The organism is Silvimonas terrae (genome assembly GCF_014202765.1).
Taxonomy (GTDB): Bacteria; Pseudomonadota; Gammaproteobacteria; order Burkholderiales; family Chitinibacteraceae; genus Silvimonas; species Silvimonas terrae.
Genome location: NZ_JACHHN010000012.1, coordinates 113,932 through 138,289, shown reverse-complemented (window position 1 = coordinate 138,289; position 24,358 = coordinate 113,932). Strand labels below are relative to the sequence as shown.

22 protein-coding genes and 1 pseudogene are annotated in these 24,358 nt (G+C 58.4%); 11 read left to right on the top strand and 12 right to left on the bottom strand.

Annotated features, from left to right (window positions below):
* Positions 1-347: 347 nt before the first annotated feature.
* The 9 genes from HNQ50_RS21500 to imuA all read right to left on the bottom strand — a co-directional run bounded on the left by HNQ50_RS21500 (position 348) and on the right by imuA (position 12,773).
* Positions 348-2,483 (bottom strand): TonB-dependent siderophore receptor, encoded by a 2,136-nt coding sequence (locus tag HNQ50_RS21500; RefSeq protein WP_184103515.1) that lies wholly within the window; start codon positions 2,481-2,483, stop codon positions 348-350.
* A 112-nt stretch (positions 2,484-2,595) separates the two neighbouring features.
* Complete coding sequence (locus HNQ50_RS21495; RefSeq protein ID WP_184103512.1) at positions 2,596-4,197, bottom strand: PepSY-associated TM helix domain-containing protein; 1,602 nt, start codon at positions 4,195-4,197, stop codon at positions 2,596-2,598.
* Positions 4,184-4,441 carry a hypothetical protein gene (locus tag HNQ50_RS21490; protein ID WP_184103509.1) on the bottom strand — a complete coding sequence of 86 codons (258 nt, stop codon included), beginning with the start codon at positions 4,439-4,441 and terminating at the stop codon, positions 4,184-4,186. The genes HNQ50_RS21495 and HNQ50_RS21490 overlap by 14 nt, the downstream gene beginning before the upstream one ends.
* The gene (locus tag HNQ50_RS21485) at positions 4,441-4,713 is read right to left on the bottom strand and encodes a hypothetical protein (RefSeq protein ID WP_184103506.1); all 273 of its coding nucleotides are present in this window, start codon (positions 4,711-4,713) and stop codon (positions 4,441-4,443) included. Before HNQ50_RS21485 ends, HNQ50_RS21490 begins: the two co-directional genes overlap by 1 nt.
* A 501-nt stretch (positions 4,714-5,214) precedes the next feature.
* Positions 5,215-6,456 (bottom strand): uracil-xanthine permease family protein, encoded by a 1,242-nt coding sequence (locus HNQ50_RS21480; protein WP_184103503.1) that lies wholly within the window; start codon positions 6,454-6,456, stop codon positions 5,215-5,217.
* 115 nt (positions 6,457-6,571) lie between these two features.
* Positions 6,572-7,207 carry a uracil phosphoribosyltransferase gene (gene upp, locus HNQ50_RS21475; RefSeq protein ID WP_184103501.1) on the bottom strand — a complete coding sequence of 212 codons (636 nt, stop codon included), beginning with the start codon at positions 7,205-7,207 and terminating at the stop codon, positions 6,572-6,574.
* Positions 7,208-7,578: 371 nt separating this feature from the next.
* Positions 7,579-10,707 carry an error-prone DNA polymerase gene (locus HNQ50_RS21470; RefSeq protein ID WP_184103497.1) on the bottom strand — a complete coding sequence of 1,043 codons (3,129 nt, stop codon included), beginning with the start codon at positions 10,705-10,707 and terminating at the stop codon, positions 7,579-7,581.
* Positions 10,694-12,142 carry a Y-family DNA polymerase gene (locus tag HNQ50_RS21465; RefSeq protein WP_184103494.1) on the bottom strand — a complete coding sequence of 483 codons (1,449 nt, stop codon included), beginning with the start codon at positions 12,140-12,142 and terminating at the stop codon, positions 10,694-10,696. Before HNQ50_RS21465 ends, HNQ50_RS21470 begins: the two co-directional genes overlap by 14 nt.
* Positions 12,066-12,773: a translesion DNA synthesis-associated protein ImuA gene (gene imuA, locus HNQ50_RS21460; protein ID WP_184103491.1), complete on the bottom strand. Its 708-nt coding sequence runs from the start codon at positions 12,771-12,773 to the stop codon at positions 12,066-12,068. The genes HNQ50_RS21465 and imuA overlap by 77 nt, the downstream gene beginning before the upstream one ends.
* Positions 12,774-13,100: 327 nt before the next feature.
* Between imuA and HNQ50_RS21455 the strand changes: the two genes are divergently transcribed.
* Together HNQ50_RS21455 and HNQ50_RS21450 are read left to right on the top strand one after the other, a co-directional pair.
* Positions 13,101-14,159 carry a nuclear transport factor 2 family protein gene (locus tag HNQ50_RS21455; protein WP_221303306.1) on the top strand — a complete coding sequence of 353 codons (1,059 nt, stop codon included), beginning with the start codon at positions 13,101-13,103 and terminating at the stop codon, positions 14,157-14,159.
* Positions 14,160-14,171: 12 nt separating this feature from the next.
* Positions 14,172-15,446 carry a L,D-transpeptidase family protein gene (locus tag HNQ50_RS21450; protein WP_184103488.1) on the top strand — a complete coding sequence of 425 codons (1,275 nt, stop codon included), beginning with the start codon at positions 14,172-14,174 and terminating at the stop codon, positions 15,444-15,446.
* Between the two features lie 87 nt (positions 15,447-15,533).
* On the opposite strand, the gene fabG is transcribed toward HNQ50_RS21450, so the two are convergent.
* Both fabG and HNQ50_RS21440 read right to left on the bottom strand, forming a co-directional pair.
* Positions 15,534-16,274: a 3-oxoacyl-[acyl-carrier-protein] reductase gene (fabG, locus tag HNQ50_RS21445; RefSeq protein ID WP_184103485.1), complete on the bottom strand. Its 741-nt coding sequence runs from the start codon at positions 16,272-16,274 to the stop codon at positions 15,534-15,536.
* Between the two features lie 211 nt (positions 16,275-16,485).
* Positions 16,486-16,779 (bottom strand): annotated as a pseudogene (locus tag HNQ50_RS21440) (DUF3579 domain-containing protein); the annotation flags it as partial.
* A 387-nt stretch (positions 16,780-17,166) separates the two neighbouring features.
* Here HNQ50_RS21440 and argF point away from each other — a divergent pair.
* From argF to HNQ50_RS21395, 9 genes are all read left to right on the top strand, one after another.
* A complete protein-coding gene (gene argF, locus HNQ50_RS21435) occupies positions 17,167-18,081 on the top strand; it encodes an ornithine carbamoyltransferase (protein ID WP_184103480.1) in 915 nt (304 codons plus the stop codon).
* 2 nt (positions 18,082-18,083) lie between these two features.
* A complete protein-coding gene (leuE, locus tag HNQ50_RS21430) occupies positions 18,084-18,710 on the top strand; it encodes a leucine efflux protein LeuE (RefSeq protein ID WP_184103478.1) in 627 nt (208 codons plus the stop codon).
* 74 nt (positions 18,711-18,784) lie between these two features.
* Entirely contained in the window at positions 18,785-20,002 is a 1,218-nt protein-coding gene (locus HNQ50_RS21425; RefSeq protein ID WP_184103475.1) for an argininosuccinate synthase, read from the top strand.
* Between the two features lie 76 nt (positions 20,003-20,078).
* On the top strand, positions 20,079-20,306 hold the full coding sequence (locus HNQ50_RS21420) for a DUF2788 domain-containing protein (protein WP_246428819.1): 228 nt from the start codon (positions 20,079-20,081) through the stop codon (positions 20,304-20,306).
* Between the two features lie 33 nt (positions 20,307-20,339).
* Entirely contained in the window at positions 20,340-20,654 is a 315-nt protein-coding gene (gene ppnP, locus HNQ50_RS21415; protein WP_184103472.1) for a pyrimidine/purine nucleoside phosphorylase, read from the top strand.
* A 75-nt stretch (positions 20,655-20,729) separates the two neighbouring features.
* Positions 20,730-21,257 (top strand): metal-dependent hydrolase, encoded by a 528-nt coding sequence (locus HNQ50_RS21410; protein ID WP_184103469.1) that lies wholly within the window; start codon positions 20,730-20,732, stop codon positions 21,255-21,257.
* Between the two features lie 32 nt (positions 21,258-21,289).
* On the top strand, positions 21,290-21,808 hold the full coding sequence (locus HNQ50_RS21405; RefSeq protein ID WP_184103466.1) for a DinB family protein: 519 nt from the start codon (positions 21,290-21,292) through the stop codon (positions 21,806-21,808).
* Positions 21,809-21,841: 33 nt separating this feature from the next.
* Entirely contained in the window at positions 21,842-22,327 is a 486-nt protein-coding gene (locus tag HNQ50_RS21400; RefSeq protein WP_184103462.1) for a YajQ family cyclic di-GMP-binding protein, read from the top strand.
* A 130-nt stretch (positions 22,328-22,457) separates the two neighbouring features.
* Positions 22,458-22,640 carry a DUF3149 domain-containing protein gene (locus HNQ50_RS21395; RefSeq protein ID WP_184103459.1) on the top strand — a complete coding sequence of 61 codons (183 nt, stop codon included), beginning with the start codon at positions 22,458-22,460 and terminating at the stop codon, positions 22,638-22,640.
* A gap of 70 nt (positions 22,641-22,710) precedes the next feature.
* On the opposite strand, the gene HNQ50_RS21390 is transcribed toward HNQ50_RS21395, so the two are convergent.
* A complete protein-coding gene (locus tag HNQ50_RS21390; protein ID WP_184103456.1) occupies positions 22,711-24,357 on the bottom strand; it encodes an ArnT family glycosyltransferase in 1,647 nt (548 codons plus the stop codon).
* Between the last annotated feature and the right edge of the window lies 1 nt (position 24,358).

Here is a 24,358-nt window from a genome sequence, read left to right as displayed (position 1 = left end):
AGGTGTGAGGTGTGAGGTGTGAGGTGTGAGGTGTGAGGTGTGAGGTGTGAGGTGTGAGGTGTGAGGTGTGCAGAGTGTAAGTCCGGGTTTGCCGGATGCAACCTCCTTTTCACGCACACCACCACTTCGTCATTCCGGCCTTGAGCCGGAATCCAGTCTGCCCGCCGCAGGTGGGCTTTTTCTGGCAAGCACGGACAAACCATTTGCAGTGCCTTCGGCACCAGTGTTTGCACCTGGATTCCGGCTCAAGGGGGCCGCCGAGGACCGGAATGACGAGCCCGGGGTATGCATCCTTCCCCTCCTCACTCCTCACTCCTCACTCCTCACTCCTCACTCCTCACTCCGCATCAGAAATCAAACTGCGCCGACGCCTTCACCGTGCGTGGTTCGCCCTGGTTCAGGATGAAGCCCCAGCTCGTCAGCCAGTACTTCTCATTGGTCACGTTATCCAGATTCAAACGCAGCGTAACCCTGGTGTTGTTCCAGGCGGTCTGGTAACGCGCACCCAGGTCGTACAAGGTGTAGGACGGCGCGATATTGCTGTTGTCGGCTTCCAGCGCGCGGTCACCCACGTATTGGGCACCGGCATGCAGCGACAGCTTGTCAATTTGCGGCACCGTGTATTCCACGTTGGCACTGGCCTGGAAGCGCGGCGCGCCGTAGGCCCGCTTGCCGTTGATATCCGATGACGCTTCAACATTCTCGGCATCCAGCCACATGGTGCTGCCGGTCAGTGTCCAGTTTTTGGCGACGATGACCGAGCCATTCAATTCCAGACCCTGATACCGGGTGCGGCCATCCTGCACAAAGGTCTGCGACGAGTTGACAAACTCCAGACCGCGGTTGATGCGGAACAGCGCGGCAGAACCACCCCAGTTCTGGTATTCACCCTTCACGCCCACTTCATACTGGCGGCTCTTGAGCGGCGGCAGGCTTTCGTTGGCGTTGGTCGCGTAGACCGGCGCGGTGCCACCTTGCTCCAGCGACTCCACATAGCTGCCATAGAGGGAAACCTGCTGCACTGGCTTGTAGATCAGCGCCAGTGTTGGCGTCACCGGCGAGCGATCATAGGTACTGGTGGTTGCGCCGGTGGTGTCGTAGTTTTCCTGATCAAACTTGTTGTAGCGCAAGCCCAGAATGGTCGACCACTGGTCATTGAACTTGACGGTATCGCTGGCAAACAACGACTTCTGCACCGTGCGGCTTTCCAGGTAAGTGGCACTGGTGTAGTAGGTGTCCGGATTGGTGAACACCGTCATGTTGTAGATATTGCCCGACCCCAGTTCAGCGGAACCGGCGCTATCGCTCTGGTTGGGGTAGTTGGAGTCTTGCTGTTGCCAGGCCACGCCCATCACCAGTTCATGCTTGATACTACCGGTTTCAAGGTGACCATTCAGTTGTGCCTGGGCGGTCTGATACTTGTAGATGGAGTACCCGCCCCACTGCAGTTCAGAATAACCGCCGCTGTTGTCGGTCAGGAAAATGGCGCTGTCGCGGTTCTCCCGATCTTGCCAGGAATAACGATAAGAGAAGCGCGCATCCCATTGCGGGTTGATCGACCATGCCAGATCAGTACCGGCCACGCGGTAGCTGGTTTCGTAACCGGTAAACGGCGAAGCCAGACGCTGGCTGCCATCCAGCGCCGACGGGATCTTGACCGGCTCTGCCACCGGCAAGCCGTAGTCTTGCCCCAGAATCACACCGTAATATGCGCCATCGACGTGGCGCTTGTTGTAGAGCGCATCCACCGACCACACCAGATCTGGCGTAATGCGCATGTCCATGGCCGCCGATACGGTGGAACGCTTGACGTAGCCACTGTCTACGGCTGTATCGCCCTGTTCCTGGATGGCGTTGACGCGGTAGCCAAAGCGGTTGTCGTCGAAGCGCCCGCCAATGTCGGCCGCCGCTTTCAGGATGCCATCACTCTCATAACCCAGTGTCACGCTGCGGTACGGCGCATTGGTGGGGCGTTTGAGGACGTAATTGACAATGCCGCCGGGCGCGCCAAAACCATACATAAAGCCCGACAAGCCCTTGAGCAATTCCACCTGTTCAAACACTTCCAGCGGCAAATCGCTGCCCCAGACCGGCGTGGCCAGACCGTCAATCTTGACGTTGTTCAAGGCATCCAGCTGCATGCCGCGAATGCTGATGCCGCTGGACTCACCCGCATAGCCATTGCCATAGGCCGTGACCGAGGCATCGTTCTTGAATACTTCCGAAATCTGGTTCGATTGCTGATCGGCAATCTGTTTGGCAGTGATCGCCGTTTCAGAGAACGGGGTATCGAGCACGGAACGATCCCCCAGCGCGCCGGTGCCGGTCGACGGCACGCGGTAGCTTTGCAGCGTCGAGGTATCCGACGTAGCGGTGACGTTCACGTTGGACAGCACATTGTCGTCAGCAAAAACGTGCGGTGCGGCGCACAAAATGGCAACAGCAAACGCCGTCGGCCGCAAGCGGTGAGAACGGTATGACATGGCAATTTCCCTGAGTGCAAAGTAAAGGTGTGCCTGACCTGTAGGCGGCCGGGCCTGATTTTCTTTCTGAAGCCGGCTTATGGCGCCGGCATGTTCCTGGGGGGATTCGGACTTACGCGGTATTGGCCGCGACGACCCGCCGGGGTGGCGCGGCCTGCATGGCCCAGACGCTATTGGCCTGGCCATTGCGTTGGCGCTGGCGCACCAGATACGCCAGATACATGAATGCGCAGCCCAGCAAGGTGGCAACGGCATCTACGCCGAACACCTGCCACTGGCCGCGCCATGGGGTGAGCAACATCTGGTCACCGGTGATCACGCCGTTAGCCAGCGGAACGCACCAGGTGACAATGGCCGTGGCCATCAGCAAACGCGTGGCCGCCACAATTGGCGGCAACCAGAAGCTGATTGCCAGTGCGGCAAAAAAGAGGCTGTAGCACACCAGTCGCTCAAACACCGGGATATCCAGCCCCAATGCCGCGCCCAGTTGCGCCGCCACAAAGGCGCCAGACACGCCCATGCACGTGCCCAGGCACACGCCAACCGTCGCTTGCGCCATGTGATACGGCGCCCGCCCCTGCTCGGCCGCGCGGTGTTTGCGCCGCGATTCAATCCACAACAGATTGCCGGAATAAAACAGGAATGCGCCCATCAGGCCCAGCACAAAGTACAGCCACTTCACCGCGTAATGGCCAAAAGAGCCAAAGTGCAAGCTGTAGGCGCCGCTCATGGTGGCGTGATTGACGTCCCGCTCACGGGCCACCTGGGTGTTGGTAATGCGGCCATCGACCAGATGCACGCCGATATTGCCGTAGGGCGCGAGCGAGCGTTCCGAATTGCCATGCACGGCCGCCTCGGCATTGGCGTCACCATAATTGAACAGGCTCAGTGCAGTGGCATCAAAGTCCGGCTGTTGTGCTTTGGCCCGCGCCAGAATCTCTGGCAAGGGCAGCATGGCTGCGGCTTTGCCGGCGGCTGGTGCACCACTGACCACATCCAGCGCATTGTTCATTTTGCCCATCAACTGGCCGTCATACGCCAGCGAGTTGAACCCCATGAGGATGGTGCCGTACAGACACAACGCTGCGCCGGTAATGGCAAAAATCATGTGAAACGGAAGGCTGACCACGCCAATCAGATTGTGCGCGTCTTGCCACAAGCGCTTGAGATTCTTGCCCGCGCGCAGGGCCAGCAAGTCTTTGGACAAACGCGGCAGATGAATCAGCAGCCCGGACACCAGCGCCAGGCCGTACAACACGCTAACCACGCCCATGAAGTAGATCCCACCCACGGGAATACCCAGCGAATAGTGGATGGCATTGATAAAGATGGTGAGATCGGAGACCGGTTTGGCGCTGCCTTCCAGATGCGCCAGCGTGGCGTTCTGCCAATCATTTTTGGCGGTATCAAACCACCAGGCCACATAATGCGCGCCGGTTTCTTCCGGTAATTGCAGGCTCAGGCGCGCCTTGGCGTCTGGATGCGCGGCGATGACTTTTTCAATCAAACGCTGGCCATCGGCCGGGGTTTCCATCTGGCTACCGCGATTGGCGGCGTTTTGCCAGATCGCCACATCATCCTGGAATACCGTAATAGCACCGGCATAGAACGCGACAAACAACGCCAGACCGGCAAACAGACCCGTCCAGGTATGCAAGGTGGTATACAGCCGCAGCGTGGCCGCAGAGACGGATGGCACTTTAAGCCAGCGCATGGCGGGCCCCCCAGAGCAACAACATTGTTAGCACATTGAGGCCCGCCAGGATCAGCCACGCCCGTCTGGCAGAACGGAACATGACGCTACCCGCCATAATGCCCACCCACACCGGCATGAACAGCAGCAATACCGGCACAATGACCTGATCCCAACCCGCCACCCACAGGTGGCTGACAAGACCGGTAGCAAGAAACGCCAGCGGCAAACCAAGTACTGCACCGGCTGAAAAACGCGCCCACATCAGCGAGCCCCCAGGGCGGTCTTGAAGACCGGCAGCAATGCCAGAAACGGCAATGCGATCCAGCTCAGCATCAGGGTCACCAATGCGCCAAACACGCCTGCACCTGCGCCAAACTCTTCAATCCAGAAGCACAAAGACACAAGGATGACGGCCCACCCCGCACGCCGCGCCGTGGCACCGGCGCGTTGCGGCAGCATGCTTTGGTTGCCTGCGGTGACATACACCGCCGCGGCACCGGCTACGGTGAGCAAAATGGCAAGAAAGATCAGCATCTTGAGAACGAACCCTGCGATTGGCTGTGCGGGCGCCGGATCACGGTGGCCGCTATTGTGGTTTTATCTGGGCGATATATTAATGATAAACGTTCTCATTTGCAAATGGATTGATATATGAGGTGGAGGTGTCGCAGGAAAAGGCGGTTCTGCTGAAGCTGGCAGGTGCTTCCAGGTAGCCCGGATGGAGCGGAGCGGGAATCCGGGGTGGCGGACCTGGTTTATATTGTTGCGGGTAATGTAGGGTGGATTCAGAGCAACGCGACAATCCACCACTGCAATGTGTGTTAGCGCCTGAACGGCGCGGGTTTGAAAGGCATTTGATACCGGCGGTGGCCGGCATCAAAACAACAGCGCCGAAGGCGCTAACAACCCACACCGACCTGAACCAGACCCGCCATACGTAACAAACAACCCCATTCGCCCCATCCCAAAAACAAAAAGCCCGACATGCCAGTCGGGCTTTTTGTTTACATCACAGCCATAAAACATGCCTCAGGATCAAACATCCTGCCCCTCAACAATCCCGTCCTGCTGCTTATCCTGCGGCAGAACCAGGTTGAGGATAATCGCCAGAATACTCACCAGACCCACGCCAGCCAGGTTCAGTGCGCCCAGTTTCAGCGTCAGACCACCAATCCCGCAGGTCAGAATCACGGCCACGATCACCAGATTGCGCGGCGCCATCAGGTCCACTTTGGCATCGATCAGCGTCTTCAGACCAATGCTGGCAATGGTGCCGAACAACAGCACCATAATGCCGCCCATAACCGGCAGCGGAATGGATTGCAAAATGGCGTTGAACTTGCCAAAGAACGCCAGGATCACGGCCAGCACGGCGGCCCAGGTCATGATCACCGGGTTGAAGTTGCGGGTAATCATCAGCGCGCCGGTCACCTCGGAATACGTGGTGATGGGAGGGCCACCGATCAGGCCGGCAAAGCATACGCCCAGACCGTCACCAGTCAGCGTACGGTGTAGGCCTGGCTTCACCGTGTAGTCTTTGCCAGTCACCTTGCCCACAGCCATGACCGCGCCAATGTGTTCAATGGTCGGGGCAATCGCCACCGGCAGCATGAACAGCGCGGCGGCCCAGTTCACTTCCGGATGGACAAAATGCGGAGCGGCAAACCACGGGGCGGCGGCAATACCGGCAAAGTTCACTTCGCCCATGAATGCGGCGACGATGTAACCCACAATCACGCCAGACAAGATCGGGACCAGACGCAGCATGCCACCGGCAAATACCGCCACAACAATGGTGGTCGCCAGCGAAACCGCAGCCAGGAAAATGGACGGGCCGTATTCCACCAGTTGTTTGCCGCCGCCCTGCCCCATCGCCATGCCGGATGCGGCCACGGCAACGGACAAACCGATCACCATGATCACCGGACCAATCACCACCGGCGGCAGCAGGCGCTCAATCAGCGCCATGCCGCGCCATTTGATAATGCTGGCAATCACGAAATACATGAAGCCCGCAAAAAAGAGGCCAAACTGCGTGGCGGCTTGACCCCAGGTTTGCATGGCAAAAATGATCGGGCCAATAAAAGCAAAGGATGAGCCCAGAAAAATGGGCACCTGCCGGCCGGTCAGCAACTGGAACATCAACGTGCCGACACCAGCGCCCAGGAGTGCCATGGCCGGGTTCAGCCCGGTCAAGAGCGGTACCAGCACCAGCGCGCCAAAGGCGACGAACAAAATCTGCGCGCCGGATATGAACTGTTTTATGCCTGAAAACATGCAATCCCCTTCCTGATTTATGATTTTTAGGGTCTCAGCGGCCGCAGATAGCGGCCCCGTACAAAACAATGCCGGGAAGTTTCCCGGCCTTGTTATCTCTCTTCACCTGACCATGTTACGGCTTGCTCACCGTACCGAAAATCTTGTCCCCGGCATCGCCCAGCCCAGGGATGATATAGCCATGCTCGTTGAGATGGCTATCGAGCGCTGCAGCATAAATCTGCACATCCGGATGGGCCTGGTTTACCAGCTTGACGCCTTCTGGCGCGGCTACCATCACCACGGCCTTGATCTCTTTACAGCCCTTGCGCTTGAGCATGTCGATGGTGGCAACCAGTGAACCCCCGGTCGCCAGCATCGGGTCAATAATGATGGCCAGACGATCATGCAGATCGCCCACAAACTTCTCGAAATACGGTTCGGGTTGCAGGGTTTCTTCGTTGCGCGCCAGGCCCACCACGCTGATCTTGGCCGAGGGCACCAGATCGAGCACGCCGTTGAGCATGCCAATACCAGCACGCAGAATCGGCACCACGGTCAGCTTCTTGCCCTTGATTTGCTGGACTTCAATCGGGCCACACCAGCCCTGGATGGTCTTGGGTTCCAGCGCCAGGTCACGCGTGGCTTCATAAGCCAGCAAACGGGCCAGTTCTTCGGTCAACAGCCGGAATTTGTTGGTGCTGGTGTCCTCCGCACGCAGGAGGGCGAGTTTGTGTTGCACCAGCGGGTGGTCAACGACGGTGAGTTGCATAGCGTGCTCCGGCTTCAGTTCCATAATGATGTGCGCATTTTACTTGCTGGACGCATCCTTGCCATTAGCAAAAGTGAGCATATGCGATATATGGGAAGTGCGGTGTGTTGAGTGTAGATACGTCGTTGCCAGATGCAAGCAGGGTCGCAGGTAACCCGAAAGAGGCCAAAGACGGGCATCCGGGATGGCCTTGGTAGTACCGTAGCCCGGATGGTGCGCAGCGCCTGCAAGGACCATCCACCGGTGCCCCTCCCCCGAACTCCCGCCCGCCGGGCTACTTGCAGCTCATCTCGCCATTCCCGCGGCAGCGGGAATCCAGCAATGCCGCTGACAACCCCGTGGTCGCCAGAATTGCGGCCTGCGCTGTCGTATCAGTGAAAATCCCGGCTGCGGGTCAAGAGATCACCCAGCAAGTGCGTCCGGTCTTCCAGTTTGCGGGCGATCACATGCAACACGCCTTCCACGTGCTGGATCTCGCCATGCACCACCATCAGCCGGGAACCCAACAAAGCCTTGCGATAGGTGGCGGCAATCTTCTCCCACACCACCACATTGGTATTGCCGGTTTCGTCTTCCAGCGTGACAAACACCACGCCATTGGCGGTGCCCGGCCGTTGGCGGCCCACCACAATGCCGCAGACTTTCACGCGCCGGCCACCTGGCAAGCGTTTGAGTTCGGCGGCGCTGATCAGCTTGTCACGCCGCAGACGTTCACGCAGCAACGCAAGTGGATGCCCGCGTAGCGAGAGCCGCAGGCTTTGATAGTCTGCAGAGATATCCTGGCCCAGCGTGGCTGCGGGCAGGTCCGGAAAGAGCCCGTCGGTTTCTGACCAGGCCAGATCGTGTTCGGTGTCGATCGCCGCCGCTTGCCACCACACCTGGCGGCGGTGACCGGCCAGGGTTTCAAACGCGCCCCCTTCGGTGAGTGCAGTCATGTCACGCGTCTCCAGTTGCAGTAGTTTTTGCACTTGTGCGACTGAGGTAAAACCTGCTGATGGGCGCAACCGGGCCAGATGTGTCACCGCCGTTTCATTCAGGCCTTTGATCTGCTGCAGCCCCAGCCGCACGGCCGGCTGGGGGCGATCCAGTTCTTCCAGCGTGCAATCCCAGTCGCTCTGTTGTACGTCCACAGGGCGCACTTCCACACCGTGACGCTGCGCGTCCTGGATCAGTTGCGAGGCGCTGTAAAAACCCATCGGTAAGGAGTTGAGCATGCTGCACAGAAAGGCGGCGGGTTCGTGGTACTTGAGCCAGGCGCTGGCATAGACCAGCAAGGCAAAGCTGGCAGCGTGCGATTCGGGAAAGCCGTATTCAGAAAAGCCCTTGATCTGGCTGTAAAGGCGGGCGGCAAATTCGTCGGTGTAGCCGTTTTTCTTCAGGCCAGCTTTGAGTTTTTCTTCATAAAGAGAGAGTTTGCCCGTACGGCGCCACGCGGCCATGGCCCGGCGCAGGCCATCGGCTTCGACCGGGGTAAAATCTGCGGCTACCTGGGCCAGCTTCATCACCTGCTCCTGAAAAATAGGCACCCCACAGGTGCGATCCAGCACCTCTGCCACTTGTGGCGTCATGGGCTCGATTTTTTCCTGGCCATTCCGCCGTTTCAGATAGGGGTGCACCATGCCACCCTGAATGGGCCCCGGTCGCACAATGGCGACCTCAATCACCAGATCGTAGAATTTTTTAGGTTTGAGACGTGGCAGCATGGACATCTGCGCGCGCGATTCAATCTGGAACACGCCAATGGTGTCAGCCTGGCTCATCATCTCGTAGACCCGGGGGTCTTCTTTGGGCATGTTGGCCAGCGTCAGTTGCGGGCCGCCGCGTAACGCCGTGACCAGATTCATCGACCGGCGCAGTGCACTCAACATACCCAATGCCAGCACATCGACCTTCATCAGGCCCATGGCATCCAGATCGTCTTTATCCCACTGGATCACGGTGCGGTCTTTCATGGCGGCATTTTCGACCGGCACCAGCCGGTCAATCGGCCCACGGGTAATGACAAAGCCCCCGACGTGCTGCGACAAATGCCGGGGAAAACCCAGCAGCGTATCGGTCAGTTTGAGCATGAGTTGCACCGCTTTGCTGTCCGGGTCCAGCCCGGCCTCAACCAGGCGTAAGGGCAGTTCTTTGCGTTGATCCCACCAGGACAAATTACGCGAGAGGCGATCGAGTTGATCCGTACCCAGCCCCAGCGTGCGGCCCAGATCACGCAGCGTGGATTTGGGCCGATAGGTGATGACCGTGGCCGCGAGTGCAGCGCGTTCACGGGTGTATTTTCTGTACAGATACTGGATGACCTCTTCCCGCCGGTCATGTTCGAAATCCACATCAATATCAGGAGGCTCATCCCGCTCTACCGAAATAAACCGTTCAAACAAAGAGTTACCCAGGGCAGGATCGACCGAGGTAATGCCCAGCACGTAACACACCGCCGAATTGGCGGCCGATCCGCGCCCCTGGCACAAAATGCCCTCGCCACGCGCAAACTGCACAATGTCATGCACGGTGAGGAAATACGGTTCGTAGTTCCGGATGCGGATAACCTCCAGTTCATGTGCAATCTGCTTGCTGACCTTGTCTGGTACGCCCTCCGGGTAACGCCATTGCACGCCGGCTTCGGTCAGCGCGGCCAGATGTTGCGCCGCCGTCAGCCCTTCCGGCACCAGTTCGTCGGTCGGGTATTCATATTTCAGTTCTTCCAGATCAAAAGTGCAGCGCGCCGCCACCCGTACCGTTTCGGCCAGCAGGTCTGCCGGATAGAGCAACCCCAAGCGGTGGCGCGGGCGCAGGTGGCGCTCACCATTGGGGAACAAGGCATGGCCGCATTCCGCCACGGGTTTGTGCACGCGCAGCGCGGTCATCACATCTTGCAGGGCCCGGCGGGAGCGGGTGTGCATGTGGACATCTCCCGCCGCCACGCAGGGCAAGCCGGTCTGGCTGGACACCCAGCGCAACTGCTTGAGCCGTCCGGCATCATCCGGGCCTTGCAAGAGTTCAACGGCGATCCAGGCGCGGTCTTCAAACACAGACCGGAACCACAAGCCGTCATTGAGATCGGGTTGTTCGGGCGGAATCCACAAGGCCAGCAAGCCACGGGCAGCATCCGCCACATTGTCGCGGGTCAGACGATACTCGCCCTTGGTGGCGGCGCGACGGCCCAGGGTGATCAGAGCAGAAAGGTCGCCGTAGGCGTGTCGGTCAGGCGCCAGCAGCACCAGTTTCAGACCATCTTCCAGCGTAAATTCCGCCCCCACCAACAACTTGAGCGGGTCGCCTTTCATGGCGATAATGGCCTGCCAGGCCCGCACAATCCCCGCCAGCGAGCACTCATCGGTAATCGCCAGTGCGTGATAACCCAGTTCACGGGCTTTTTCGACCAGTTCCTGCGCGTGGGAGGCGCCCCGCTGGAACGAGAAATTGGAAAGACAATGCAGTTCGGCATACGCCGGTAAAGCCGTCAGGCCGTAGGTGACGGGGGTGTCTTCAGAAGATGCCATGCAGCCACCAGTCATGTTGGGAGTGGTCGTACCAAATCCAGTAACGGCGGCCCGAGGGGCCCCGCGCGGTGTAGTAGTCGCGGGCAATGGGGCTGTCATCCCACCAGCCGGATTCAATCCGTTCTGGCCAGCCTTCCATGGTCAAGGTTTCGCCATACCAGGGACGCTCGTTACGCAGGCTTAAGCGTTCGGGCTGGGCCAGCAACCAGCCAGGGCGTTCGCCCACCGGCAAAGGCGTACTTTGTTCACCAGGTTGGGCCATGCGCCAGGCCAGCTCCGGACGGTGATCTGACACGGTGGCCACGGCCCGCACCGCGCCTTCCCCCAGACGGGCAGATAACCGGGCCAGCAGGAGCTGGAAATTGGCGTTGCCCGCTTCATGCCCAAACAGGCCCAGCGGCATGCCGTCCAGTTGATGCAAATGCGCTGCAATCAGCGTCACCGTGAACGCCGGCGCAGCCAGTTCATAGCGCTCCAACCGTTCTTGCAGGATGGAGGTGAACTCGCTGGCGCGGCGGCCCGGCACACCAAAGCGGACCGTCAGTTCGCTGGGTGGGAGGTCTTCATGTTTAAGCCGCAGGAGAACCTCCTGGACACCCAGTCCCCGGCCGGAGAGGAAGGTCTCCAGTGCCTCAAACAGCCATTGACCGACCATGCCAAAACCATCCAGCGTCTCCACCGGGTAATCCAGGTCAACTGCATATTCAAACCGGTCTGGTGGCGTAAACGGGTCACGCGGATCGGCGGCCAGGCCCAGGGCCTGATCCAGCAAAAGGGGCAGATCGGTGCCAAAGCGGCGTTTGAGACCGGCACGCGGCAGGGCCATGACCTCTTGCAAGGTGTGCATGCCCAACTGTGCCAGGCCATCCAGCGTGGTATCGGGCACGGGCAAAACCGCCAGCGGCAACTCGGCCAGTGCCCACGCAATGTCTTTGTCTGCCATGACTGCTTTGGGACGATTGCACGCAGCACGCCAGGCGGCAGCCAGGGGCGTGGGCGCAATGCCGCTGGTCACGGTCAAACCAAACTGCTTCAAACCCGTGCTGATCAGTTCACGCAATCGCGCCAGACCACCAAAGTATTTGATACAGCCCCCAATCTCCAGCAAAAGGGTATGGGCCGCATCAATGACCACGGTAGGCGTAAATTGCAAGGCCCAGGCCGCCAGCACGCCCAATCTTTGCGCTTCCGCGTCTGGCTTGCGCACAAAAATATCCAGCTCGTTAGCCAGCGCAAATGCGGCAGAGAGCTTCATGCCCGGCTTGATGCCAAGGCCAGCCGCCAGGGTGTCAGCCAGCATCACCCGCTCGCCACTACCCTGGGGAATCACCACCAGACGCGGTTGTATATGCGCCGGATCAGTGGGTGAGCCGTGATGCCGTGGCGGAAAGACTTCCAGCGGCAACAACGGCAGGTGCAAGGCCAGCCAGAGCATACCGGGCCTCCTGACGCGTCAAGCAAACCGGGGCGGTCAGCGGTAAACCACGCCGTTTCAGAATGTGGACTTGCCAACCTTCGTCTGTCGTCGCGACAGACAAGCGCAATGGCAGCGGAGAAGGCACAGGATGACCGCGCCCCGGACGCAGCAAAAAGCCATAGCTCTGGCCGGATTTGGCGGCCAGTTGCAAGCGACGGCAGGCCCGATCATCAATAAACCCCTGAATCCAGCCCAGCACCGCACCGCAGGCCGGCTCACGCAGGGCTTGTTCCATGGCCCAGAGTGATTCCGTCACGCTGGCAGGTTGCAGCCAGAGCATACGGCCCGGGTCAATCCCCGCTTGCTGCCAGGCTGGGGCATAGGGCACTTGCGGGGGCGCAATCAACACGACTTCCCGGGCACGGGCAATCTGCCCCAGCGCGGGCCACAGCAAGGGAAGCTCTCCACTGCCGGTGCCATTGCCCAGCAAGAGCTCCGTCACACTACCCACGGCCCAGCCGCCGCCGGGCAACTGGGCATCCAGCGCCCGAAACGCCGACGGCACCGTGGCAGGCGCCGCGCCCATGCGCCCATCACCCCGCCAGACGGCCGGGTGCTGCAGAACAGAAACCAGCGCTGCATCGTTCATGATGATCAATCCTGAAAAACAAACTGTCGGACCGATCATATAGAACGTTCGTTCTATTATCAAATACACCAGATAAACGTCAAAACGCAGGTGTCGCCGGCCTGTGCCAGGATCATGAAATGCCAGAACCGCAGGGATCGCCAGCGCGCCACAGAGGTCGACTGATGTTTCTGGCAGTGCTCTATCACGCAAATAGCATTAAAACATCAGGGTGAACCTGAAACCGACCTGCGATGCATGATTCACAACTACATGGGCAGCGATCGGCCGGTTTTGCTAGAATCCGCAAGCTTCGGTATTTACTCGCCTTTTCGGGACCCCTACACAATGAGCCTGCGACATATCGCTCTCTCCCTGCTTTTCTGCATGATGACCAGCCACGTACTGGCTGGTGACTTTGAAGATATTCAGCAATTGCTGAAGGCCCACCAGTACAAATCGGTGATCGACCGCGCCGATAGTTATCTGGCCAAAAACCCCAAAGATGCCCAGATCCGCTTTCTGCGCGCCATTGCACTGACCGAGCTGGGTCGCAATGATGAGGCCATCAAGGCCTTCACCTCGTTGACCGAGGACTACCCGCAACTGCCGGAACCGTACAATAATCTGGCCGTGCTTTATGCCCAGCAAAACCAGCTGGACAAAGCCCGCACGGCGCTGATGATGGCGATACAGACCAACCCGTCGTACGCCATTGCCCATGAAAACCTGGGTGATCTGTACGCACGCATGGCATCGCAAGCTTATGACAAGGCACTGCAACTGGAAGGCAGCAACCAGAACGTGCAAAGCAAGCTGACGCTGGTCCGTGAATTGTTCAGCAGCAACCCGGCCATTGCACCGCACGCCACGCCGGCAACCAGTGGCACGAAGGTCGCGCAGAACACGCCGGTCAAGGCCACGCCTGCACCGACGCCAGTCGCAACGCCGCGCCCGACGCCAACGCCGGCACCCACACCAACCCCCAAGCCCACGGCAACGCCGACACCCGCGCCGACCCCGGCCCCGACGCCTGCGCCAGAAAAAGCCTCTGCGCCGCGTAATGCCGAGCAAGAGGACGTGATCGCCGCAGTCAATAACTGGGCGAACGCCTGGTCGCACCAGAACGTGAGCGGTTACCTCGCCGCCTACAGCCGCAACTTCAAGACACCGGGTGGCGCATCGTTTGCAGATTGGTCCAAAGAGCGCCGTGAACGTATCGCTTCACCCAAGTCAATTGAAGTAAGTGTCTCAAATATTAAAATCGACTTTACGAGTAGCGATACAGCCAGGGTAAAATTCCGTCAGTCTTACAAGTCGGATCGTCTGTCGGCACGATCTACTGGTAAAACACTCATCCTGGAAAAAAGTGGCGGTCGCTGGTTGATCGTCGAAGAGCGTACCTGAGCGATTTACTGAATGACCCGTACCATCAACTGGAGCAAGCTGATACTCAGTTTGCTGGCTTTGCTGCTACTTGCGCCCGCAGCACAACCACGCATGCCGATTGTCGCGCCTTACCAGTTGCATCCGTTACAGGACATCAAAGGTAACGCTACACAAGGCTCGCCCGAGCAAATGATTGTTGCCGCCATCGACGCCATCCGTGATAACCGGATGGCCGATGCGCGCGCCACGGTCGATGCCCTGCTCGCCAAAGAGCCCAATTACCACCTTGCCTATCTGTTGTCGGGCGACCTGTATGCCATGCAGGCCGGTCAGCTGGCGACGATGGGTGGCGCTGCGCCCGCAGGCACGGCAGACAAGCTGGAAGACCTGCGGCGGGAGGCCATGGTGCGGTTGCGCCGTGAAGCCAGCCCGCCCCCGGTTACCCTGCTGCCGGCGCAACTGGTGTCATTCTCGGACAAACAGAAATACGCCATTCTAGTGGACGCGGCCGCATCGCGATTGTTTGTCTTTCAGAACGACAACGGGGTGCCCAAATACGTGACGGATCATTACGTCACCGTCGGCAAGCTAGGCACAGAAAAGGTCCGGGAAGGCGATCAGCGCACGCCGCTGGGCGTTTACTTTGTCGACAGTCACATGACACGCCCGCAACTGGACAAAACCTTTGGCCAGCAAGCCGATCTTTACGGCGTGGGTGCCTGGCCCATCTCTTACCCGAACGAGCTGGACCGGCGTGAAGGCAAGACTGGCCACGGGATCTGGCTGCATGGCAGCCCGGCAGCAACGTACTCCCGTCCGCCACAAGCATCCAACGGCTGCGTGGTGCTCACCAATCCGGAACTGGCCAGCGTGCAGGCCTATCTGCAGATTGATGTCACCCCAGTGGTCATTGTGCCCAGAATAGACTGGCTGACGACCGCACAATGGCAGGAGCGCCATACTGCGGCGTTAACCTTGATTGATCGTTGGCGACAATCCTGGCAAGCACTCAATCTGCCTGGCTATCTGAATTACTACAGCAAGGACTTCACCAACAGTGACGGGCAAAACCTGTCGGTGTGGGCACGGCAAAAGACCGCATTAGCCCAGACCCGCAATGACGCCCAGATCAGTTTGTCCAACATCAGTCTCTTTACCGGCGGCAAGGATGGCATGCTGGTGGCCACCTTCGACCAGGACTATCGCAGCAAGGCACTGGATAACCGCATGCGCAAGCGTTTGTACTGGCGCAACGAAGATGGCGGCTGGCGGATTGTGTGGGAAGGTGCCGCCGGCGCAGGCTGACACCGTTCTACCGGCCTGACAGACAACAAAAAACCTCGCACTGGCGAGGTTTTTTGTTGTGGCTGAGCGACGCGCTCACACCACCATTTATAGCGTCAGGCCACCAGTGACTTCAATGGCCGCGCCGTTGATGTAGCTGGCTTCATCGCTGGCCAGAAACGCATACACGCTGGCAATTTCTTCTGGACGCGCCATGCGCTTCATCGGCACTTTCTCTTCCATGGCCTGAATCACTTTCTCTGGCATGGCGTTCAGAATCGGCGTGGCAACAAAACCGGGGCAAACCGCATTGGCACGAATCCCCTTTTTGCCCAGCTCCTTGGCCCAGGTTTTCACAAACCCGATCACGCCAAACTTGGAAGCCGCGTAATTGGTCTGACCAAAGTTGCCATAAACACCAACGACAGACGAGGCGTTCAGGATCACCCCCTGCCCTTGCTCGATCATGGTATCAACCACGGCCTTGGTACAGTTGTACACACCTTTGAGATTGATATCGATCACGCGATCAAACTGTTCTTCGGTCATCTTGAACAACTGGGCATCGGCCACAATACCGGCGTTATTGACCAGGATATCAATACGGCCAAAGCGGGATTTGACACCTGCCACCATCTCGGCAATCGTGGCCTTGTCGGTGACATCCACCAGGAAACCGGCCGCTTCTGTGCCCAGTGCCGTCAGTTCTGAAACCACTTGATCTACACCAGCGCGGTTAAGGTCACAGACCACAACCTTGGCGCCTTCTTGTGCAAACTTGAGCGCGGTAGCCTGGCCGATCCCGCTGGCGCTACCTGTAATAATGGCAACTTTATCCCTCAGTTTCATCGACTTACTCCTGCTGACGATAAGGTGCTGCACGCCCGGAGACTGAAAAAGTACCGCGCAGCAGTGAACGCGCCCATGCACGCCCGTGACAAGGCGTAGCATAGCGTGCGTTGTGCGTCGCAACAATAAAAAGAAGATGAAAACGGGACCGAACGGCCCCGGAGGATAAAACCAGGCGGGTTCAGCCGGCCTTGCGCTCGGCGTCGGCGGCTTGTTGTTGCTCTACCAGATCGCGGCAATCAACAACACGCAGATCATTATCACGGGCAAATGCCATGATGAACTGGAATACGCGGGGATCCAGCTTTTCCAGTTGCTTGTCTACAGCGACACAGCGCACGTTGTCCATCACCATGGGGCGAACATACGGGGCGTAGGAAAGTTTCTGGTCAAAACCGAAGGTAGACAGGATACCGGAGAGGCGTTCGGCCCAGTCACTTGGGCGGAATTGACGCCCGTCACTGGTGAGCCCCTGGATGACGATTTCGTATGGATTACAGATCATGTTGTGTGTATATCAGGGATTAAACTACGTGGCACGTTTCAAACGTGAGTATACCGGTATTTTAATTGCTGCGCATTGTCACAACACAAATAACCCGTACTTTTACTACAAAACTGAAGGCCATCATCATACCACTCCCGGCCCGTGCTGCCGATCAGCAATCCGCCTCATCCCCCGGTCGGAATCAGCGCAAGGATTGCGCAAAATCAAGTTTCTACAGTCTACGCGGTGATAACGCACCACTTCGAGTTTCAGGCGACAGACGCACGGTTTCAGGCCCAGGGCCAGCCCGTACACGTGCAGCACTTGCCACCCGGCCGTTTCACGCACAATAATGGTCGTTTTTTCAATCAATTGCGGGCCGTATGGCCAGCAACAGCGTGCCCTATGCGACACTATCTGCAGTTCAAGGATTTCACCCTCGACGAATACAAGTATCTGTTCAAGCGCGCCACCGTGCTCAAACAGAAACTGCGCGCTGGCGAGTTGTACCAGCCCTTGATTGGCCGCGTGCTGGCCATGATTTTCGAAAAATCGTCGACCCGCACCCGCGTTTCGTTTGAAGCCGGTATGGCGCAACTGGGTGGTCACGCCATGTTTATGGCGTCCAAGGACACGCAACTGGGTCGCGGCGAACCGATTGAAGATGTGGCCCAGGTCATCAGCCGCATGACCGACATTGTCATGGTGCGCACCTTTGAGCAAAGCATCATCGAGCGCTTTGCCGAAAACTCCCGCGTGCCGGTCATTAACGGTCTGACCAACGAATACCACCCCTGCCAGATCATGGCCGATATCTTCACCTACGAAGAACATCACGGCTCAATCGAAGGCAAGACCGTGACCTGGATTGGCGACAGCAACAACGTCAGCCGCACCTGGTTGCAGGCGGCAAAGATTTTCAATTTCAAACTCAAGCTCGCCTGCCCTGCCGGTTATGAAATGACCGTGCTGGATGGCCTTGAGTATGGCAAAGAACATTTCGAGCAATACCGCAACCCGTTCGAAGCGGCGCATGGTGCCGATATCGTGACCACCGACGTGAGCGTATCCATGGGGTATGAGCGCGAGACGCTGCAACGCAAGAAAGATTTCCTGAACTATCGGGTGACGGAAAAGCTGATGAGCGAAGCCGCCAAAGACGCCGTGTTCCTGCATTGCCTGCCGGCCCACCGTGGTGAAGAAGTTGATCCGGAAGTCATCGATGGTCCGCAGTCTTTGGTGTGGGACGAAGCCGAAAACCGCATGCACACGCAGAAAGCCGTCATCGAGTATTTGCTGCTGGGCGAAATCAAGGACTGAAGTTGTTAGGGATAACTGACCCCGTCACCTATGTGGCCGGCGCCACAGCCATTATTCTGATGCCGGGCCCCAATTCGCTGTTTGCGCTGTCCGTGGCTTCGCGCCGCGGCGTGCGGGCGGGCTTTGCCGCCGCCGCCGGCATTTTCACCGGCGATCTGATCCTGATGCTCGCCGCTGCGCTGGGTGTGGCATCATTAATGCATGCGTATCCGGTAGCGTTCGATGTTGTGCGCTATGCCGGTGCTGCATATCTGGCCTGGCTGGGCGTCAAGCTCTTGCTGGCCGGAGGCAACAAGCGCGCCATGGAAGACGTCCAGACGGACGTTCCGGCGCGTCATATTTATCGCCAGGCGATGTCGATTTCGCTGGTGAATGTCAAAGCCATCATTTTTTTCATGGCTTTCTTTCCCCAGTTTGTCGATCCATCGTACCCGCACATCTGGCTGACCTTCGGTGCCCTCGGCATCACTGTGCAAATCCTGAGTTTGTCGTATCTCAGTTTTCTGATTCTGGCCGGCGCCAATATCGCCAGGAAACTTTCTGGTCGAGCGTGGATTGCCACGGTATTGAAGAAGTTGACCGGCACGCTGTTTTTGAGCTTTGGCGCACGTCTGGCATTAAGCCGATGACGATGCCCATGCGTGCCGTACCGGCCTGCGACATCAACCCATGTTACAACCTTGCCTGATCAAGGATTTACCCCATGTCTGACGTAAAGAAAGTAGTGCTTGCCTACTCCGGCGGTCTTGATACATCGGTCATTCTCAAATGGCTGCAAGACACTTATCAATGCGAAGTGGTGACCTTCACCGCCGATCTTGGCCAGGGCGAAGAGCTGGAACCCGCTCGACAAAAAGCACTGAAGTTTGGCATCAAGCCCGAGCACATCTTTATTGATGACCTGCGTGAAGAATTCACGCGTGATTTCGTGTTCCCCATGTTTCGCGCCAATGCGCTGTACGAGGGCGAATACCTCCTGGGCACCTCCATTGCCCGCCCGCTGATCGCCAAGCGCCAGATCGAAATCGCCAATGCAGTTAACGCGGACGCAGTGAGCCACGGCGCCACCGGTAAGGGCAATGACCAGGTCCGCTTCGAGCTGGGCTACTACGCGCTCAAGCCGGGCGTCAAAGTGGTCGCGCCGTGGCGCGAATGGGATCTGCTGTCCCGTGAAAAGCTGCTGGCATATGCCGAAACCAATGGCATCCCGGTTGACATGAAGCACAAAAATGGTGGCGCTCCCTACTCCATGGACGCCAACCTGCTGCATATCTCTTTCGAAGGCCGCCATCTGGAAGACCCGAAGGCCGAGGCCGAAGAAAGCATGTGGCGCTGGACCGTCAGCCCGGAAGCCGCACCGGATGCAGCCGAATTCGTTGATCTGGAATATGAAAAGGGTGACGTGGTCGCCATCAACGGTGTACGCCTCTCCCCGGCGCAAGTACTGACCAAGCTCAACGAGCTGGGCGGCAAACACGGCATTGGTCGTCTGGACCTGGTGGAAAACCGTTACGTCGGCATGAAGAGCCGTGGTTGCTACGAAACCCCGGGCGGCACGATCCTGTTGAAGGCGCACCGTGGCATCGAATCCATCACCCTGGATCGCGAAGTCGCCCACCTCAAGGATGACCTGATGCCGCGCTACGCCAGCCTGGTGTACAACGGCTACTGGTGGAGCCCGGAACGCAAGGCACTGCAAGTGCTGATCGATCACACCCAGGAACGGGTCAATGGCTGGGTCCGCGTCAAGCTCTACAAGGGCAGCGTCTCGGTCGTGTCGCGTGACTCCAAAGACACGCTGTTCGATCAGACCATTGCCACCTTTGACGATGACGGCGGCGCCTATAACCAGGCCGATGCCGGTGGCTTCATCAAGCTGAACGCGCTGCGTATGCGCATTGCAGCCAGAAAGGGCCGCTAAGTCTGCGCACCTGGTCGGCAAACCTGCGGGTTTGCCGGCCCTGGTTTAACTACATACCGCACCGTTAACACCAGCCATGTCTGTCATTGATTCCTTTCTGAATATGCCCGAGGACACGTTTGACACGTTGTCCGTATCCATTCTGGTCACCGGCCTCATGATCTACATGGGCTTTGTGATCTATCGGATGGCGAAGGATTCCAATGCAGGCAAGTTCGGCACCATCATCCTGTTCTTTGTGCTGGGATTTGGCATGGTGGGTTTCATTATCAAAACCATTCTGACTGAAGTGCTGCAAAAGTAAGCTGCAGCCTGTCTTATCCATTGGAGTTTTTTCATGAGCCAGCAGTTCGATAACGTCTCCGTCATCAAGCAGGGCAATGTGTATTTCGATGGCAAGTGTGTCTCGCACACCGTCATCCTGGCCGATGGCACCCGTAAAAGCGTCGGCGTCATTCTGCCATCCCAACTGGTATTCAACACCGGCGCACCGGAAATCATGGAATTGATCGCCGGCAAATGCGTCGTGAAACTGGCAGGTGAAAGCGAAGCCCGCACCTATACTGGCGGTCAGTCTTTCAATGTGCCGGGTAACAGCAGCTTTGAAATCGACACCGTGGAAACACTGCATTACGTTTGCCACTTCGGCTAAGCGCCAATCAGTACATCACGCCCGGACTGCCTGTGCAGCGCCGGGCGTTTTTGCATTTCATGACCGGAAGAACGCATGACCACCATCGTGACCCATGCCGTCGTCGCCGCCACCCTGGTGCGGTTGCTACCGCGCGCCTGGCGTTCGACACCCTTGTACGTGCCGGCCATGTTCGGGGCCATGGCACCCGATCTGGACACGCTGGGTCTGACACTGGGCGTGCCTTACGGCAGCCCCTACGGCCATCGTGGCGCCACCCACTCACTGTTGTTTGCACTCTTGCTGGGCGGGTTGATGGCTCTGTGGCTAGCCAGACGACATGGCGCCGTGTGGCGCAACTGGGCCATTCTGAGCGCTTGCGTGTTTACCCACCCCATCATGGATGCACTCACCAATGGCGGGCGCGGTGTGGCCTTTTTCTGGCCATTGAGTGACGCCCGTTTCTTCCTGCCCGTTCACCCCATCATGGTCTCCCCCATTGGCGCACGATTTTTCTCTGCGCGGGGAGCGCTGACCATGGAAAGTGAACTGTTATGGGTCTGGTTGCCGTGCCTGCTGATCTGGCTGGCATTAACACTTTGGCCCGCCACCAAACGCCGTTAAAATCTGGCTGTTAACCCGAACCCGGACTCGCGATGATCACCCCTGCCTACGTGCAACTGATGGCGCAATACAATCGCTGGATGAACGAGCGCATGTACGCGCTGGCAGACGAACTGGGCGACGATCTGCGTATGGCGGATCGGGGCGCATTTTTTGGTTCGGTACACGGCACGCTGGATCATCTGGTCCGTGGCGATCTCAACTGGCTGGCTCGCTTTAACAATGAAGCCCTGCCCGACTTCGGGCCGGAGGCACTGGTCTGTGCCACCTGGCCAGTGCTGCAAGCGCGCAGAACCGAGGTAGATGACCAGATTGATCGCTGGGCGCAGGCGGTCAGTGACGCCTGGCTGCAAGCACCGTTCTCCTGGTACAGCGCCATGTATGATCGGGATATGCACATGCCGGCCTGGATTGCGGTCAGCCATTTCTTCAACCACCAAACTCATCACCGGGGCCAGCTCACCACCTTGTTTACCCAGTTGGGCGTGGACCCGGGCATTACCGACTTACCCATGATGCCGACGCTGGAAAGCGCGGGCACACGCCGTTAAAAGCGGCCAAACCATATAAAACAGGAGTACAACATGCCCTCTTTTGACATCGTGTCTGAAGTCAACGACGTAGAAGTACGCAATGCGCTGGAGCAAACCAACAAGGAAGTCAGTACCCGCTTTGACTTCAAAGGCTCTGACGCGCGCGTTGAACACGCCGAGAAAGTGCTGACCCTTTTTGCCGACAATGATTTTCAGCTGGAACAGGTCAAAGACATCCTGACCGCCAAGCTGACCAAGCGTGGCGTTGATATCCGTTGCCTGGATGAGGCCAAGAGCGAAAAGGTGTCTGGCAACAAGGTCAAGCAAGCCATCACCGTGCGCACCGGGATCAGTGGCGATGAAGCCAAAAAGATCGTCAAACTGATCAAGGACTCCAAACTCAAGGTGCAAGCGGCCATTCAGGGTGACGAAGTCCGTGTCTCTGGCGCCAAGCGCGATACGCTGCAAGAAGCCATTGCCGTGATCCGCAAGCAGGTCACGGATTATCCGGTGCAGTTCCAGAACTTCCGCGACTGATTTGCGACCACACCCGAAAAACATCACCAGGTACAAAATCACAGCAATTGCTTGATTGCTATCAATATTCTCCGTGCGACTCCGCGTCATGATCATGTCATTACATGTTCAGCGTGACAGGAGTCACATCATGGAAAATACCCCTTGGGAAGCCCTGTTCTTTTCGGATATCGGCCTGCTTAGCCTGTTTACCATTGGCTTTGTAGTGGTCATGGCGGTTTATATTTTCCTGTTCGTCCGGCGCAATGTGATCAACGCCGTTGATCCGGAGACCGTAGAAACAAGAGAACCCCATACGCCACAACACTCCTGAATGTTGTGCAGCAAACAAAAAGACCGGCATTTGCCGGTCTTTTTGTTTGCTGCACGCCAGGTGAACCACCTTAGCGTGTTGCGACTGAACGTGTTTTATCAATCAGATAAAAGTGCTCGTGACGCTCACCCGGGCGGGCACCATCCCACAACACCATCGATCCGGGCGGCGGATCACCCGCCACCAGTTGCAGGCGGCAGTTGGTGACATCACGCCGTTGTAGCGGCATACGTGAGAAATAATCTACCGAGGCGGCCATGGAGTCAGACACCAGCGAGCCATCAATACACCCTGGCGCTTGCTTGTTGACCGCTACTTGCAGGCTGTCGACCACGGTGCGATAGCTCTTGGAGGCATCCAGCCAGGGCTGCCAGAGGCCCATCAGTGCGCCCCAGAGCAAAGTGACCCCGCAGGCCCAGTTGGTAATCGCCAGGCGACCCAGGGGCCGTTTTCGCAGCAACACCCAGCACCAGGTCACCGAGATCAGCAGTGTAAACAGCACGCCTGCCCACACAATGTGCGGATGCCATGATGGACTGGCTTCGTACAGGGTTTTGGCCCAACTGGCTGGCGTGCCGGTGGTTAGCACAAGCCAGGCGCACCACAGCAGAAAGGTACCCACACCAAACGTCATGATGCCAAACCAGTTCAGCGCGGCCGCAGCCCCGCGTTGCAGGCGATCTATCCCACTGGTGGTCAGCAAGGCAAGCGCGGGCAACACCACCAGCAACGCTGACTCACCGATCAAATCCCCGGCCAGCGACAACCAGATGGAATTGAGCACCAGCGCCAGCAATGGCAATGTCAGCCGGGGCTGTTTCAACTCGCCCCGATTAGACCAGGCACCCCAAAGACCGAGCGGCAAAATAGGCCAGGCAAACCACAAGACAATCGAAAAATAGAACCCAAAAGAATGAAACGATTGCCAGGAGGCAAGACCACCAAATGCGCCAAAGGCGTAGTAATCCAGCCAGAGCTGAAACGCAGAGGGATTGGTATGGTACAGATCAACCACCCAGATCAGCCCCAACGGCACCGCCGTCACCAATGCCGTCAATAACGTGGCCAGATACCAGGCGCGTCGCCACGGCCGAAAACCCAGCAACATCACCGCGGTAATGAAACTCAGCAGGAACTCACCCCAGGACGCACCAAGCAGCAGCATGAGCCAGGACAAGCCCAGCAGCAGCCCACCCTGCACGGGTTGGCGCAACGCCCAGGCCAGCGCATACAACTGCCAGCTAAAGCTCGCCAGCAAGATGACCTGCGGCGCCAGGTGGTGACCCCAGATAATCAGGCCAATGCAGCCGATCAAAGCCATCACCGCAACGCGGCCCTGGCGGCGGCCGTAAAGCTCGCGCCCGGCCAGCCCCAACCCCCACATCGCCAGCGCCATCCAGGCGCCGGTGGCAAGCCGCGCAGCATCGAGCGGCGCCATCCCCAGGTGCGACAAGGGCCAGGCGAACAGGCAGGCGGACCAGTAATAAAGAGGGCCGTACAACAGATACGGGTTATCACCCCACCAGGGCAGCGCCCAGTGCTGGCCATCCAGATAATGGCGAATCACCGCAGCGGTTTCCAGCTCGGCCGGCTTCCAGGGATCGTGTCCGATCAGGCCGGGCAGCAACCATACAAGACAAAGCAGCAGCAACATCCACGGGCGTTGACCCGGGGGTAAAGGCTGCTCGCGTTCGGTTTCGGGGACGTAGGTAAGCATG